This window comes from Streptomyces sp. NPDC086077 (assembly GCF_040686175.1).
In the GTDB taxonomy this organism is placed as follows: Bacteria; Actinomycetota; Actinomycetes; order Streptomycetales; family Streptomycetaceae; genus Streptomyces.
The window spans coordinates 1-15,170 of the sequence record NZ_JBFBJT010000164.1 but is presented as its reverse complement, the minus strand read 5'-3'; the positions used below and the strand labels follow the sequence as shown (position 1 = coordinate 15,170).

General features: G+C 72.7%; 12 protein-coding genes, 1 tRNA gene and 1 pseudogene. 6 read left to right on the top strand and 8 right to left on the bottom strand.

Features of this window, described 5'->3' with window-relative positions; all coding sequences use genetic code 11:
• The 5 genes from AB0O67_RS31770 to AB0O67_RS31750 form a co-directional block, all read left to right on the top strand.
• Positions 1-737, top strand: a 737-nt coding sequence (locus AB0O67_RS31770; protein ID WP_365457636.1) for a CBS domain-containing protein, incomplete at its 5' end; no start/stop codon positions are given.
• Positions 734-1,594, top strand: a complete 861-nt coding sequence (locus AB0O67_RS31765; protein ID WP_365457634.1) for an ABC transporter permease — start codon at positions 734-736, stop codon at positions 1,592-1,594. The genes AB0O67_RS31770 and AB0O67_RS31765, both read left to right, overlap by 4 nt.
• Complete coding sequence (locus AB0O67_RS31760; RefSeq protein ID WP_365457631.1) at positions 1,591-2,550, top strand: glycine betaine ABC transporter substrate-binding protein; 960 nt, start codon at positions 1,591-1,593, stop codon at positions 2,548-2,550. Before AB0O67_RS31765 ends, AB0O67_RS31760 begins: the two co-directional genes overlap by 4 nt.
• A 54-nt stretch (positions 2,551-2,604) precedes the next feature.
• Positions 2,605-3,195 (top strand): winged helix-turn-helix domain-containing protein, encoded by a 591-nt coding sequence (locus tag AB0O67_RS31755; RefSeq protein ID WP_365457628.1) that lies wholly within the window; start codon positions 2,605-2,607, stop codon positions 3,193-3,195.
• Entirely contained in the window at positions 3,192-3,380 is a 189-nt protein-coding gene (locus tag AB0O67_RS31750) for a hypothetical protein (RefSeq protein ID WP_365457625.1), read from the top strand. Before AB0O67_RS31755 ends, AB0O67_RS31750 begins: the two co-directional genes overlap by 4 nt.
• Here the strand turns inward: AB0O67_RS31750 and AB0O67_RS31745 are convergent.
• The 4 genes from AB0O67_RS31745 to AB0O67_RS31730 all read right to left on the bottom strand — a co-directional run bounded on the left by AB0O67_RS31745 (position 3,377) and on the right by AB0O67_RS31730 (position 8,747).
• Complete coding sequence (locus tag AB0O67_RS31745; protein ID WP_365457623.1) at positions 3,377-4,168, bottom strand: S16 family serine protease; 792 nt, start codon at positions 4,166-4,168, stop codon at positions 3,377-3,379. The two genes, AB0O67_RS31750 and AB0O67_RS31745, sit on opposite strands and share 4 nt — an antisense overlap.
• A 134-nt stretch (positions 4,169-4,302) precedes the next feature.
• On the bottom strand, positions 4,303-4,944 hold the full coding sequence (locus AB0O67_RS31740) for a helix-turn-helix domain-containing protein (protein WP_365457621.1): 642 nt from the start codon (positions 4,942-4,944) through the stop codon (positions 4,303-4,305).
• A gap of 359 nt (positions 4,945-5,303) precedes the next feature.
• Positions 5,304-7,094, bottom strand: coding sequence for a DEAD/DEAH box helicase (locus AB0O67_RS31735; RefSeq protein ID WP_365457619.1), 1,791 nt, complete (start codon positions 7,092-7,094; stop codon positions 5,304-5,306).
• Between the two features lie 177 nt (positions 7,095-7,271).
• Positions 7,272-8,747: an MFS transporter gene (locus AB0O67_RS31730; protein WP_365457616.1), complete on the bottom strand. Its 1,476-nt coding sequence runs from the start codon at positions 8,745-8,747 to the stop codon at positions 7,272-7,274.
• A gap of 180 nt (positions 8,748-8,927) precedes the next feature.
• On the opposite strand from AB0O67_RS31730, the gene AB0O67_RS31725 reads away from it, so the two are divergent.
• Positions 8,928-9,002, top strand: a tRNA-Cys gene (locus AB0O67_RS31725).
• Between the two features lie 24 nt (positions 9,003-9,026).
• Here AB0O67_RS31725 and AB0O67_RS31720 read toward each other — a convergent pair.
• The 4 genes and pseudogenes from AB0O67_RS31720 to AB0O67_RS31705 form a co-directional block, all read right to left on the bottom strand.
• On the bottom strand, positions 9,027-10,205 hold the full coding sequence (locus tag AB0O67_RS31720) for an SUKH-4 family immunity protein (protein ID WP_365457614.1): 1,179 nt from the start codon (positions 10,203-10,205) through the stop codon (positions 9,027-9,029).
• 487 nt (positions 10,206-10,692) lie between these two features.
• A complete protein-coding gene (locus AB0O67_RS31715) occupies positions 10,693-13,002 on the bottom strand; it encodes a molybdopterin cofactor-binding domain-containing protein (RefSeq protein WP_365457611.1) in 2,310 nt (769 codons plus the stop codon).
• Complete coding sequence (locus AB0O67_RS31710; RefSeq protein WP_365457608.1) at positions 12,999-14,705, bottom strand: 2Fe-2S iron-sulfur cluster-binding protein; 1,707 nt, start codon at positions 14,703-14,705, stop codon at positions 12,999-13,001. The genes AB0O67_RS31715 and AB0O67_RS31710 overlap by 4 nt, the downstream gene beginning before the upstream one ends.
• A pseudogene (locus tag AB0O67_RS31705) lies at positions 14,702-15,170 on the bottom strand (dehydrogenase); the annotation flags it as partial. The pseudogene AB0O67_RS31705 and the gene AB0O67_RS31710, both read right to left, overlap by 4 nt.

Sequence of the window (15,170 nt, the reverse complement as noted above, 5' to 3'; positions counted from 1 at the left end):
TGCTGATGGACGAGCCGTTCGGCGCGGTGGACCCGATCACGCGCGACCACCTCCAGGACGAGTTGATCCGGCTCCAACGCGAGCTGCACAAGACGATCGTGTTCGTCACGCACGACTTCGACGAGGCGATCAAGCTGGGTGACCGGATCGCGGTGCTGCGGGAGCGGTCGCACATCGCGCAGTTCGACACCCCGGAGGCGATCCTCACCAACCCGGCGGACGACTTCGTCTCCGGCTTCGTGGGCGCCGGGGCGGCGCTGAAGCGGCTGAACCTCACCCGCGTCCGGGACGTGGAGATCACCGACTACCCGACGGTGACCGTGGACGACCCGCTCCAGAGCATTTTCAACCGGCTCCGCTCCAGCGGCACGAACGAGATCCTGCTGCTGGACAAGCGGGGCCGTCCCTACAAGTGGCTCAGGCGGGGCGATCTGATGCGGGCCAAGGGCTCGCTCGCGCGGGCCGGGACCCTGGTCCACGACACGGTGACCCGGGACGCGACCCTGCGGGACGCTCTGGAGGCCGTCCTCACGGACAACACCGGGCGGGTCGCGGTGACCGGACGGCGGGGCGAGTACACCGGCGTGGTCGACATGGAGACGCTGATGAACTCCGTGCACGAGCTGCTGGAGGCCGACCGGCTGGACGCCCTGGAGCACCAGCACGACCTGGAGGAGACGCGGGCCGGTCAGACGCACGCGGAACAGGAGGGTCACGGAGGGGAGCCCAAGGCGTGACCACCTCTTCGGAGCAGAACCGTCCCCCCGGCGAGCACGACGTCAGGGGGCATGCCTTCCGTGACGAGGGCGAGGTGCCCGGCGACCAGGAGCCCTCTCCCCCGCCGGCCCGGACGGCCCCCCGCATCACCTGGCAGAAGCTGACCTTCCTGCCCGCCTTCGTGGTGGCCCTGCTGCTGGCGACCTGGCTGTGGTTCCGGCAGGCCGACCTGGACACCATCTCCGAGAACGCGCTGTCCGGCGGGCAGGTGTCCGAGGCACTGTGGCAGCACATCCAGCTGACCGCGATCTCCACGTTCTTCGTGCTGATCATCGCGATCCCGCTGGGCATCCTGCTCACCCGCAAGACGTTCCGGAAGGTCACCCCGGTGGCGATGGTGTTCGCCAACATGGGCCAGGCGACCCCGGCGATCGGCCTGCTCGCCCTGCTGGTGATCTGGCTGGGCATCGGCCGCAGGGCGGCCCTGATCGGCATCATCGTCTACGCCATCCTGCCGGTGCTGTCGAACACGATCTCCGGCCTCGAGGCGAACGACCCGACGCTGCTGGAGGCGGCCCGGGGCATCGGCATGTCGCCGACGGGCGTGCTGAGCCGGGTGGAGCTGCCGCTGGCGGTCCCGCTGATCCTGGCGGGCGTCCGTACGGCACTGGTGCTGAACGTCGGCACGGCGACGCTCGCGACATTCGGCGGCGGGGGCGGTCTGGGTACGCTGATCACGACCGGTATCACCAGTCAGCGGATGCCCGTACTGATCCTGGGATCCGTCCTCACCGTCACGCTCGCCCTGCTGGTGGACTGGCTGGCCTCGCTCGCCGAAGTGATGCTACGGCCGCGCGGACTGGAGGTGGGCCGATGAGGCGGTTGCTGTACCTCGCCACGGCGCTGGTGCTGGCCTCCGGCTGCGGACTGACCAGCGGCTCCCCCATGGTCGACGACGTGCGGCCCGGGTCGATCGGGCAGGGCGAGCCGCTGAAGGGCGCCGATCTGACGGTCACCTCGAAGGAGTTCACCGAGCAGCTGATCCTGGGCGCGATCATGGGGATCGCCTTCGAGGCGGCGGGCGCCGACGTCCTCGACCGGACCGGCATCCAGGGGTCCGTGGGGTCGCGCGAGGCGGTCAAGAGCGGTGAGGCGGACGCCGGCTACGAGTACACGGGCACGGCCTGGATCACGTACCTGGGCAACAGCAAGCCCATCACCGACCCGCGCCGTCAGTGGGAGGCGGTGCGCGACGCGGACCGGAAGAACGGACTGACCTGGCTGGAGCCGTCGGCCCTGAACAACACCTACGCCCTGGCGATGAACCAGGCCAACGCCGAGAAGTACGGCACGAGGACCCTCTCGGAGGTGGCCGCGCTGTCGAAGTCCGACCCGGCGGCCGTGACGCTGTGCGTGGAGGGCGAGTTCGCCAACCGCGCGGACGGGCTGCCGGGCATGGAGAAGGCGTACGGCATGGACATCCCGCCGTCCCGGGTCACGCAGATGGACACCGGGATCATCTACACCCAGACGGCGAAGGGCGGCTGCACCTACGGGGAGGTCTTCACCACCGACGGCCGCATCAAGTCCATGAACCTGGTGGTGATGGAGGACGACAAGAAGTTCTTCCCCAACTACAACGCCGCCCCCGTGATCAACACCAAGACCCTCAAGGAGTGGCCGGGGATCGCGGGCGTCCTCGACCCGATCACGAAGAAGCTGAACAACTCGGTGGCGCAGACCCTCAACGCGAAGGTGGACGTGGACGGCGAGGATCCCCATCAGGTGGCGCTGGACTGGCTGGTGCAGGAGGGGTTCGTACGGGAGGGGTGACCACTTACAAAGAACCCATTGCAAAGAGGTCTTTGCAAGGATAGCTTTGTACGCATGACCGAGCCCCGGGATCAGCAGATCCGCAACCTCGACGCCCGCTCCCTCCGGGGCCTCGCCCACCCCCTCCGCATGGAGTTGCTGCGCACCCTGCGGCAGGACGGCCCCGCCACCGCCTCGCTCCTCGCCGAGCGGCTGGGCGAGTCCAGCGGGGCCACCAGCTACCACCTGCGGCAGCTCGCCGCGCACGGCTTCGTCGAGGACGCGCCTGAGCGCGGCAAGGGGCGGGAGCGGTGGTGGCGGGCGGCCGACGGGGGCATCAGCTTCGACTCCGGCCTGCTCACCGACGCGGACCCGGCCACCCGTGGCGCCGCGGACACCTTCCTGCACGAGGTCGCCTCCACGCACGCCCGCGAGCTCGCCACCTGGGTCGGTACGCGCGAGGACTGGCAGCCCGCGTGGGCGCAGGCCACCGACATGAGCGACTGGACGCTGCGCCTCACCCCGGACCGGGCACAGGAACTCATCGACAGGATGCACGAGTTGGTGCAGAGCTACCGGGACGAGGACGACGCGCCCGGAGCGGAGCGGGTCCGCGTCCACACACACACCTTCCCCATCAGCACGGACTCGGAGAGGTCCCGATGACGAACCCCGACACCCATCTCGCCCTGCACCACGCACGTTCCGCCGACCTCCGCGCGCGGGCCGACGCCCATCGCCTCGCCACGACGGTCGGGCGCCGGGGCGACCTCCGCACGCGGCTCGGCTGGACCCTCGTGGAAGTGGGGCTGCGGCTGGTCACCCCGCCGAGGCCGGCGCTCGCGGGTTAGCAGCTCGGGACCGAGCCCGTGCCCTTCTCCAGCGCGGTCAGGGACTGGACCGCGCCCTTCAGGGTCTTGACCGGGATCAGGCGCAGGCCCTTGGGGAGTTCCGACTTGGCGTCGGCGCACTCGGCGCTCGGGACGAGGAAGACGGTCGCGCCGTCGCGGCGGGCGGCCTGGGTCTTCAGGGCGACGCCGCCGACCGCGCCCACCGAACCGTCGGCCTCGATGGTGCCCGTGCCGGCGATGTTCCGGCCGCCGGTGAGGTCGCCGCCGCTGCCGTCACCCTCCAGCTTGTCGATGATGCCGAGGGAGAAGAGCAGGCCGGCGCTGGGACCGCCGACGTCGGCGAGTTCGAGGTCGACCTCGATGTCCTTGTCCTCAAGACCCAGGTAGGTGAGCGCGGCCTCGCTCGCCGCGTTCTGGGACTCGCGCATCTGGGCCTCGTTGTGCTGCTCGATCTCCTTGACGGTGTCGCCGCTCGGGTAGACCGCGTCGCGGGGCATGACCGCCTTGTCGGTGCGCCACCAGCTGTCCAGCACGTCCCCGAGCCAGACACGGGTGTCCGGGCTGGTCGCCTCGATCGTCGTCATCCGCAGCTGCCCGTCGGTCTCGCGGGTCGGCGCACCGGAGATCGTGATCACCGGCGTGCCCTGGTCCTCCCCGAGCACGTTCGCCGTCATCCCCGGCTGCGCCACCGCGAACGGCAGCGGTGCCACCACCGTGGCGGCGATCAGGCCGACGACGGGCAGCGCACAGACGGCGAGGGCCTTGGAACGCGTGAGACGAGAGAGCACGAGGTCAATCTAACGCGCGGGCGTGTTCGAGGCGTCGGCGGTGCGGGTGGGGCGCTCGCCGTACCCCCCGCCACCCCGCGCCCGCCGCGCGGGTGCCGCCGCGCCGTCGGGCTGGTCCCCGGACCGCGCTGACGTCAGCGGAGGGCCTCCGCCACCTCTCTCGCCGCGTCCACCACCCTCACGCCGACGCGTTCCGGGACCGCGTCGGCGAGCATGACCACGCCGACGCTGCCCTCGACGCCGGTCACGCCGACCAGGGGTGCGGCGGCTCCGCACGCGCCTGCCTCCAGTTCGCCCTGGGTGAGGGTGTAGCCGGGGTCGCGGTGCGGGCGCTGGCGGGCGGCCAGGATCGCCTTGCCTGCGGCCCCCCGGTCCAGGGGGTGCCGGAAGCCGGCCCGATAGGCGACGTGATAGTCCGTCCAGGTCGGCTCGACCACCGCGACGGCCAGCGCCTCCGCGCCGTCCACCAGCGTCAGATGCGCCGTCGCCCCGATGTCCTCGGCCAGCGACCGCAACGCCGGCAGCGCGGCCTCCCGTACCAGCGGATGCACCTGCCGTCCGAGCCCCAGCACACCCAGCCCGACCCGGGCGCGCCCGCCCAGGTCGCGGCGTACCAGTGCGTGCTGTTCCAGCGTGGCGAGCAGGCGGTAGACGACGGTGCGGTTCACGCCCAGCTTGGTGGACAGCTCGGTGACGGTCAGCCCGTGGTCGGTGTCGGCCAGCAACTTGAGGACGCGCAGTCCCCGGTCGAGCGTCTGAGAGGTCTCCGCGGTCACGACGCCCACTCCTTAAGTGGTGAGGTCGGCAGCCCTCTCGCGGCGGATGCGTCACCGAGTCCCGGCAGCGACGCGCTTCAGAGGCTGCCGATCGGCTGACGGCCCGGCCGGTGGTCCGGGCCCAGTCGCTTCACGGCTGCGCTCCGCGGCGGCGCTGCCACGGGGCGTGTGCGTAGCGGGACATTAGCGAGCTGGTTCGCTCAGCGGAAGTCTCCGTCCAGAATCCGGTCAGCGACCGGTATGGGGTACTCGCATTTGCCCTGATACATACCGGCGCACGTGGCCCGGCGCGCACCATCCGCGCACACCACGCCCACCCGACGCCACCAACCCCCGCGCGTGCGTTGGGCGCTGCGGTCTCACCGCATCCGCGTGGCCCATTCCTGCACCTTGGCGATCCGCTGCCGCAGTTGCCCCGCCGTCGCCTCCGCGCTCGGCGGCCCGCCGCACACACGGCGCAGTTCGGTGTGGACGACGCCGTGCGGCTTGCCGCTCTGGTGGACGTACGCACCCACCAGGTTGTTGAGCTGCCGCCGCAGCTCCATCATCTCCTTGTGGCTGACCACCGGCCGCCGCTCGGCGGGCATTTCGAGCAGGTCGGCCTCGGCGTCCGGCTTCTTGCGGCTGTGCGCGATCTGCCGCGCCTGCCGCTTCTGGAGCAGGAGTTGCACCTGGTCGGGTTCGAGCAGCCCGGGGATGCCGAGGTAGTCCTGCTCCTCCTCGCTCCCCGGGTGGGCCTGCATCCCGAACTCGGCGCCGTTGTACATGACCCGGTCGAAGACGGCGTCGGATTCGAGGGCCTCGAAGGGGAGCATGTCCTGCTCGCCGGTGTCCTCGTCCTTCTGCTGCTCCGCCTCCTGGAGGAGCTTGTCCTCCTCGGCGTACGGGTCCTCCTCGCCGTCCTTCTTCGGCTTGTCGAGCACGTGGTCGCGCTCGCGCTCCATCTCGCCCGCGAAGGAGAGCAGGTCCGGCACCGTCGGCAGGAACACGGAAGCGGTCTCGCCACGCCGCCGGGACCGTACGAAGCGGCCGACGGCCTGCGCGAAGAAGAGCGGCGTCGAGATGGTCGTCGCGTACACCCCGACCGCCAGCCGCGGTACGTCGACGCCCTCGGACACCATCCGCACCGCGACCATCCACCGGTCGGTGTTGCCGCTGAACTCGTCGATCCGGTCCGACGCGCCGGCGTCGTCGGACAGTACGAGGGTCGCCCTGTTGCCCGTGATGTCCCTGATGAGCTTGGCGTACGCCCGTGCCGAGTCCTGGTCGGAGGCGATGACGAGGGCACCGGCGTCCGGGATCGCCTTCCGCACCTCGGTCAGCCGCTGGTCGGCGGCGCGCAGCACGGACGGCATCCACTCGCCGCGCGGATCGAGCGCCGTGCGCCAGGCCTGGCTGATCGCGTCCTTGGTCATCGGCTCGCCGAGGCGTGCCTCGATCTCGTCGCCGGCCTTGGTGCGCCAGCGCATGTTGCCGCTGTAGGAAAGGAAGATGACCGGCCGCACGACGTTGTCCGCGAGGGCGGAGCCGTATCCGTAGGTGTAGTCGGCGGCGGAGCGCCGGATCCCGTCGGCCCCTTCCTCGTACGCGACGAAGGGAATGGGGTTGGTGTCGGACCGGAACGGCGTACCGGTCAGGGCCAGCCGCCGGGTCGCCGGCTCGAAGGCCTCCAGGCAGGCCTCGCCCCAGGACTTGGAGTCGCCGGCGTGGTGGATCTCGTCGAGGATCACGAGGGTCTTGCGCTGCTCGACGCGGTTGCGGTGCAGCATGGGCCGCACACCCACCCCCGCGTACGTCACCGCGACCCCGTGGTACTCCTTGCCGAGCGGTCCCGCGCTGTACTCGGGATCCAGCTTGATCCCTATCCGCGCGGCGGCCTCCGCCCACTGCTTCTTCAGATGCTCGGTGGGCGCGACCACGGTCACCTGCTGCACGACGTGGTGGTGCAGCAGCCAGGACGCCAGCGTCAGCGCGAAGGTCGTCTTGCCGGCGCCGGGGGTGGCGACCGCCAGGAAGTCACGCGGCTGCTCCTGGATGTACTTCTCCATCGCACCCTGCTGCCAGGCACGCAGCTTGCTGGCGGTACCCCAGGGGGCGCGGCCCGGGAAGGCAGGCGAGAGGTGATGGGAGGACGAGGAGGAAGCAGACATGGGCGTGGGCCCGGAGGGCCCTCCGTTAAGGGTGGTGGCGGGCGACGGGCGGGCGGTAGTCACGGTCTCCGTGGGGGTCGAGCGGCCGGGCTGGGTACGACAACCGGGCCACCCTACCGGCGCCCCCCGTCCCTCAAGCAGGGAACTCCCCCGCCTCCCCCACGGGTGGGACCGACGTCACAACCCCTCAGCCGGAGCGGGAGAGTGCTCCCGCACCCGTGTCGCCACCCACGCCCCCAGCAACGCCCCCACCGCCATCGGCAGGAACACCGCCGCGAACGCCGCCGGGTGGGAGGCCGTGGTCGTCGTCACCGTGTGGGCGACCGCGCCGCCGCCCAGGGCGGCGAAGGCCGCCCCGCCCACGGCCAGGAGAAGGATGTTGGACAGGCCGTCGGAGATCTGGAGGGCGGCGGAGTTTGTGCCGGCCTGGTCGGGCGCGGAGAGCTGGAGAAGCAGGACGCTGGTCGAGGAGATCACCAGGCCCATGCCGAGACAGCCGAAGGCCCAGGCGACGGCGACGATCCAGACGGGGACGGAGTCGAGCAGGACGCTCGGGGCGGTGGCGATGGCCGCCGCGACCAGCAGCATGCCCACCGTCATCAGGCGTTCGCGGTACGGCACCAGGCGGGGTCGCGCCTGCAGCCAGGAGCCCAGCGCCCAGGTCGCCCCGCCCGCCGCCAGCGAGAAACCGGCCAGCGTCGGGGTGAGGCCCCGCTGGGTGACCAGCATCAGGGGCACGAAGGACTCGGCGGCGATGAACGACCCCGCCGCGACGCCCCGCAGCAGCACGACCGAGGGCAGTCCGCGCGCCGCCCGGTAGGTGCCACGCGGGAGGAGCCCCAGCACCGCCGGGATCAGCAGCGCGATGCCCGCCACCCCGGGCAGCACGGAGAGCAGGCGCAGGTCCTGCGCCGCGTACTGGAGGAGTCCCGCGCCGAAGGAGATTCCGAGCGCGAGGCGAATACGGCGGCGGTCGAAGGAACCCGGCCCCTTCCCGGCCCCGTCCTTCACCCCTCCCGAGGCCCGCAGCCGTATCTGCGGCAGGGCGAGCGCCAGCGGGAGCAGCACCAGCACCGGTATCCCGAGGAACACCCAGCGCCAGCCCAGCTGTTCGGTCACCGCGCCCGCCGCGAGCGGCCCGACCACCGACGGCACCACCCAGCTCGCGGCGAACGCCGCCATGATCGCCGGCCGCATCCGCTCCGGGTAGGCCCGCCCGACCACGACGTACAGCGCCACGATCACCATCCCGCCACCGAACCCCTGCACCGCCCGGCCGAGGATGAACAGCCACATCGCCCCCGCCGTGCCGGACAGCAGCAGCCCCGCGGCGAAGGCGCCGATCCCGGTGGTCAGCGCGCCCAGCGGGCCTCGCCGGTCCGACCACTGCCCCGCGAGCACCATGGCGAACAGGCTCGTCGTGAAGTACCCCGAGAACGCGAACGCGTACAGCGACACCCCGTCCAGCTCGCGCGCCGCCACCGGCATCGCCGTCCCCACGGCCGTCGCCTCGAAGGCGATCAGCAGCACGACCGAGACGATGCCCACGCTCAGCGCCCGGTACGACCGGCCGAGCACACCCTCGCTGTCGGATTCCGGCGGGAGGATCGGGGCGTCTGCGACATCGGTGTCGCGGGGGTTCAGGGCAGCCATGTACGTCAGCGTAAGGGGCGCAACCTGATGTGGCCCCTGTCGGGAGACGGTGATGGCCTCGGTCCTTGGTCGTAGACCCGGCCGTTCGTGAACGGCGCATGGCAGTCCCGTTGCGGCCCCCCGCCTCTCCTTGAGCCGCACCCGCCCCGCCCCTACGGTCGAAGCACGTCACCAGCACACGGCCGTGTGCCCGAGTGGTTCAGGGGCTCGCCTGCAAAGCGAGTCACGCGGGTTCGAATCCCGCCACGGCCTCCAGTCCCGCAAGGCCCCGGCGTCGGGCTACAGCACGCCGCCCGCCTCGTCCTGGAACAGCTCCGTCCAGTAGTGCCAGCCGGAGCGGTCGACCGAGCCCGTCGGGTCGATCCTGCGCAGGACGTCGATCATCGTCGCCGCCAGCTGGTCGTACGTCTCCGTCGTCAGCTCGCGGTCCGTCGCCGCGTCGATCGCCTTCTCGCGGTGCAACAGCCACAGGGTGAAGGCCAGGGTCGAGATGTCCGTGTTGAGGGGATACAGCCTCACCTCGGGTTCGCTCCAGTCGAGGACTTCGCCCGTGGCGCCGTCGACGACCAGGCTGTTGTCCTCGATGAGGTGGCCGAGGCGTATCAGGTGGTCCGCTCGGGCCGGGAGGCGATCGGTGGGGAAGTCGCCCGGGCGCTCGTCGGTGTAGTACTCGGTGAGGGTCGGCAGCGGAACGTCCGTGTCGAGGTGGAAGAGGAAGCCGTCCTCGGGCAGGCCCGTCTCGCGCAGGAAGCGGCGGGTCGGCTCGTGGGTGAGGGTCGCGGGGAAGTCGACCTCCTCGAAGCGGGCGATCCGGCCGGGGCCGAACTCCTGGTCCAGTAGGCGCGGAGGCAGGTCCAGGGTCAGGCCGGACTCCGTGCCCGGGCCCGCCATCAGGGCGAGCGGGCGGATCAGCGCGGCCATCCGCCAGTACGGCGGCATCTCACCCTCCGCGCCGGTGCCCTCCTCGAACACGGCGAGCAACTGCCGCGTCGCCTCCGCCACCGCCTTCGGTCCGGAGCGGCCGGCGTACGAGGCGAACTGACCGCGTACGTCCGCCAGTTCCTCCGTGGCCGCGGCGAACCGGACCAGCGTCCGCAGCGACGGCGCCAGCGGGCGGCTGTCCATGAGGTCCGGGCGGTCGTGGAAGAAGTACGCCGTCGAGACCTCGCCGGTCGCGCCGTCGAGCAGCACCGACTCCGACTCCAGTCCGTCGGGCGCCAGGAGTCCGCCTATCACCAGTTGTTCACGCAGCCGGGCCATCAGGCGGTCGGGGTCGCCCGTCGAGTCGGCCACTGTCCGCAGCCCGTCCCTGCGCAGGGCGTCGAACGTCAACAGAGCGCTGTGCGCGGGCAGTCCGGGGCCCGTCAGCCAGCGGCGCGTCGGCCCATGCGTGACGTGCGGGTCGAGTTGGTCCTCGGTCAGGGTGATCACCGCGGCGGCGGCGTCGATCGTGCTCATGGTTCCCCCGTGCATGGTGGTCCACGGGGTACGCCCGCCGTCCGTGCCCCGCGCGGCCGTCCCCACTGCTCAGAACACTACGCGCCACCACTGACAATGGCTCCGACCTGCGCGAACACCGAGCGAACGGCACCTATCGAACGGCGCCGAAGAAGGGCTGCTGCCGCCACCGTCGCAACGGCACCCTCAAAAGGCCGCCGTCCCACGCCAGTCGAAGGCACCGCCCGGCGCCCCGCACCACCGAAAGCGCCGACCGGCGCGCCGCGCCTCCGGAAAGCGCCTGCCCGTCGGCCCCGCGCCACCGGAAAAACGCCCGCCCGTCGACCACGCCCACCGAAAGGAGCCCGCCCGCCGGCCCGCGCCCGAAGAGTCCGACGCCCGCAGAGCGTGACGCCCGCAGAAACGCCACCCTCAGCCCAACTGACCTCGGACTTCCGGCGTCCCCGGCGTCACCCGATCGGACCCCGGGCTCCCGGCGTCCCCGGCGTCACTGCCCCGTCACCACCGCCGCCTGCGGCCGGATCGGCAGCCGGTTCACCGGTCGCCCCGTCGCCGCCCGCACCGCCGAGGCGATCGCCGCCGGTGAAGCCACCACCGGCGCCGCGCTGACCGCCTTCGCGCCGAACGGCGCGACCACGTCGCGCTCCTCGACCAGCTTCACGATCCGGATGTCGGGCGCGTCCAGCGCCGTCGGCAGGGCGTACCCGGTGAGGTCGGGATGCCGTATCACGCCACGCGGCGTGCGCAGGTTCTCCGTGAGGGCGATGCCCACACCCTGGGTGACGCCGGCCTCGATCCGCGCCGTCAGCTGCGCCGGGTTCAGCACCCGGCCGACGTCCTGCGCGACCGCCAGCTCCACCACCCGTACCGAGCCGATCTCGATGTCCACGTCCACCACCGCGCGGATCGCGCAGAAGGCGAGCCCCACGAAGGCGTCGCCCTGCCCGGACGCGTCCAGCGGCTCCGTGGGGTGCGGGCGGCACTGCGCCGTCGCCCACAGCTCCTTGCCGTCCAGCGCCTCGGTGACGGTCGTCGAGAGCACGCCGTCGTACGACGTGATCTTGCCGTCGGTGATCTGGAGCAGCTCGGTGGACATGCCGAACTTGTGCGCCAGCGGCTGCAGCAACTGCGTACGCACCATCTTCGCCGCGCGCTCCACCGCGCCGCCCGACACCCAGGTGTGCCGGCCGCGGCACCCCGGGCCGGCGGGCGGCTGGTCGGTGTCGACCGGCGCCACGTGCACCTCGTCGATGCCGAGCGTCTCCTGGACGATCTGCCGGGCCAGCGTGGCGAAGCCCTGTCCGGTCTCGACGGCCGCGCACAGCACGGTCGCCACGCCGTCCTGGACCTTCACGGTGGCCGTGGAGACCTCGTCGGCGCCCTCCGCGCCGAGCATGTGGACCATGCCCAGCCCGTAGCCGACGCCCCGGCGCACCGCTCCCGGTTCGCCCGCGCCCTCGGGGCCGCCGGGCAGCAGCCACTCGTCGGCGGGCGTGTCCTTGGGAAGCTTGGGGAGCGGGAAGTCGCGTACCGCCTGGAGGAGTTCGGCGACCGGCGCCGGGCACGTCACCGTCTGGCCGGTGGGCAGGACGTCGCCCGTGGACATGACGTTGCGCAGGCGCAGTTCGGCCGGCTCGATGGCGAGCTTCTTGGCCAGTTTGTCCATCTGCGCCTCGTAGGCGGCGCAGACCTGCATGGCGCCCTCGCCGCGCACATGACCCGAGGGCGGGTTGTTGGTGCGCACGGCCCAGCCCTCTATGAAGGCGTTCGGGACGACGTAGGGGCCGCAGGCGAAGGCCACCGCCGCGGCCAGCGCCTCCGCCGAGGTGTCGGCGTACGCGCCCGCGTCGAGCAGGATCTGCGCCTCGACCTTCACCAGCTTGCCCTCGGCGTCGGCGTGGTGGCGGTAGCGCAGCAGTGTGGGGTGGCGGTGCGTGTGGCCCAGGAAGGACTCCTCGCGCGTCGCCGTCAGCTTCACCGGGCAGCCGGTCTTGAGCGCCAGCAGGCCGAGCGGCAGCTGGAAGCCCGGATCCTCGCGGTCGGCGGTGGCGCCGGGCACGCCGGTGACGACGACCTTGACGCGCTCGGGCTCCAGCCCGTAGCAGGCGGCGGCCCGGTCGCGGTCGGCGTGCGGGTCGGTGGACGCCAGGTACAGCTCCACGCCGCCGTCGGGACGCGGCACCGCGAGGCCCGCCTCGGCACCGATGGGGGCCGGGTCCTGGCGGCCGAGGCGGTACAGGCCCTCGACGACGACCTCGCCCTGCACGTCGGGGTCCCCGTGCAGCAGCGGGATGTGCCGGATCAGATTGCCGTCCGGGTGCAACGGCTCGGCCTCGAACGCCTGCTCGGGGTCGGTCACCGGGTCGAGCACCTCGTACTCGACGATGACGGCCGCGGCCGCCATGCGCGCGGTGTCCGGGTGGTCGGCGGCGACGGCGGCGATGGGCTCGCCGTGATGGCGTACGACCTCGGAGGCGAACACCGGGCGGTCGGCCTTGCCACGTCCGTGATACGCCGAGCCCGGCACGTCCTCGTGGGTGACGACGGCCCGTACGCCGGGCATCTCGCGCGCGTGGGTGGTGTCGACGGACACGATGCGCGCGTGCGGGTGCGGTGAGCGCAGTACGGCCGCCCAGAGCAGGCCCTCGGCCCACAGGTCGGCCGCGTAGGGGAAGGTGCCCTCGGTCTTCGCGCGGGAGTCGGCGGCGGCCAGGGAGGCGCCGAGGCCGTGCGGGAGCGGCTCCGCGGCGGGCACGGCCTCCGCGGTGGTGGTCGCGGTGGCGGCTTCGTTGCTCACGCCTGGCCTCCGTCCTGTCCCTGTCCGTAGGACTGGTCACGCGTTCCGTGCGGTCCCCCGGGGGACTCGAACGCCGACCGGTTGACGCCGCCGGCCCCGGGGCCGGCCTGATGAGGAATCCGCGGTTCGTCGGCGTCGGGTCCGGGCGCGTCGGCCGCGGAGTGCGCGTCGCGTTCGGCGACGACGTCCTTGACGGCTTCGAGCACGGCCCGGTAGCCCGAGCAGCGGCAGAGGTTTCCGCACAGCGCCTGGCGGGTCTCCAGCTCGGTCGGCGCCGGGTTGCCCTCCAGCAGGTCGTGCACGGTCATCGCCATGCCGGGCACGCAGAAACCGCACTGCACGGCACCGCACTTGGCGAGCGCCCGCTGCACGTCCGACGGCCGCCCGTCGACGGCCAGGCCCTCCACCGTGCGCACCTCGCTGCCGGCCGCGGTGACCGCGGGCACCAGGCACGAGGCGACGAGCCGCCCGTCGACCTGGACGTTGCAGGCCCCGCACTCGCCCTGCGAGCAGCCGTCCTTGGCGCCCGCGAGCCCGAGCCGCTCGCGCAGCACGTAGAGCAGCGACTCGCCGATCCAGGCGTCGGTGACGGGGCGGTCGGCGCCGTTGACGCGCAGCACGTACGAGGCGAGGGGGTGGTCCTCGTGCGAGGCGGTGACGGACGGCTCGGCCGGGGCGCCCGGTTCGCCTTCCAGGCCGCCGTGTTCGGGCCCGGCGTCCTCGTCCCCGGCCGGCGCGGAAGCTCCGGTGGCACTCGGGGACCCCGCGGCACGCCCGGCGACGCTCTCGCCGGAGCCCTCGGACGGGCCCTCAGCGGCCTCTGAGCCCCTTGGCGCACCCGGCATACCCCCCGGCGCGTCAGCGGGCCTCTCAGCCGCCTCTACGCCCTCCCGGGCCCCCGCTGCCTCGTGAGCGCCGTCGGGACCCTCACCGCCCGCGGGGACGCCTCCCGTCGGGTGCTGCGCGGGGGCGTCGGCGTACAGCCCACCGGCGTGCGGCGCACCGGCGTGTCCCGGCCCGCCCTCGTGCCGCGGACCGCCGTCGTGCCGCGGACCGCCGTCGTGCCGCTGCCCGCCGGCGTGCCCGAACGCGTCCTCGTGTCCCCAGGGCTGCCCGCCGGTCTCGGTGGCCCACGGCGCGGACGCCCCTCCGGGAAGCGTGGTCGGCGGCGTACCGCCCCACTGCTCCACGAGCGCGGACGTGGTGAACTCGCCCGACTCGTCCGGAAGGTCACCGTTCGCGACGGGGATCGACCACTGCCCGGTCACGTCGTGGCCGGGTGCGGGCGCGGCCTGCGGGTGGCCCGCGTGAGGATGCCCGGCCTCCTGGTGCCCGGCCTCCGGATGGCCCGCCCCCTCGACGTTCCACTGCCCGGTCGCCCCGGGGTCGTACGTGAACCGGTCCTGGCCGCCGCCCTGGGGCGTCGCGCTCGAGTCGGGCCACTGCGCGCCCTCGGAGGGCACACCCCAGGTGCCGGTGGCCGCGGGGTCGGTACCGGTGGCGGGCGTGACCGTTATCGGCGGCGGCACGTAGCCGTGGCCGGGCGCGGCGAGCGGACTGTCGGCGGCGGCCAGCAGCGCGTCGATGCCGCCCTCGGGGAGTTTCACGAAGGCGGTGGCGCCGTCGTCGTAGTCGCCCTGGGGCAGCGGGTCCCAGCGTCCACCGCCCTGGGGCGTGCCCTCTCCGTGCTGGTCGTCGGTCACGACAGCGCCCTCCCCAGTGCTCGTCGGGCCAGCGCGGCGACGGTGCGCCGCAGGTGCAGTACGGCAGGCGGAAGCTGTGGCACCGAACCGTCCTCGGCCGGTGGCGCGTCGGGGATGCAGGCCGCGGCGACGTACTCGCCGAAGGCGGAGAGCGCCTCGGGGACGATCGCGCGGTTGTTGTCCCAGTCGATGAGCTGCGCGACCCACTGCTCGGCCTCCAGGGGCCGCAGCGGCATCGGCGCTATGGCACCCACGGCGCACCTCACCCCGCGCCGGGCGGGGTCGAGGACCAGCGCCACGGAGGCGACGGCCCGCCCGGGGCCGGTCCGTCCGGTCGCCTTGAGGAAGACCTGCGGGGCGTGCAGCAGGGGCACGCGCACGTACCCGATGAGTTCACCGGCACGGAGCATCTCCACGCCCGCCAGCAGATGCGACACCGGGATCTCCCGGCGGGCTCCGCCCGGG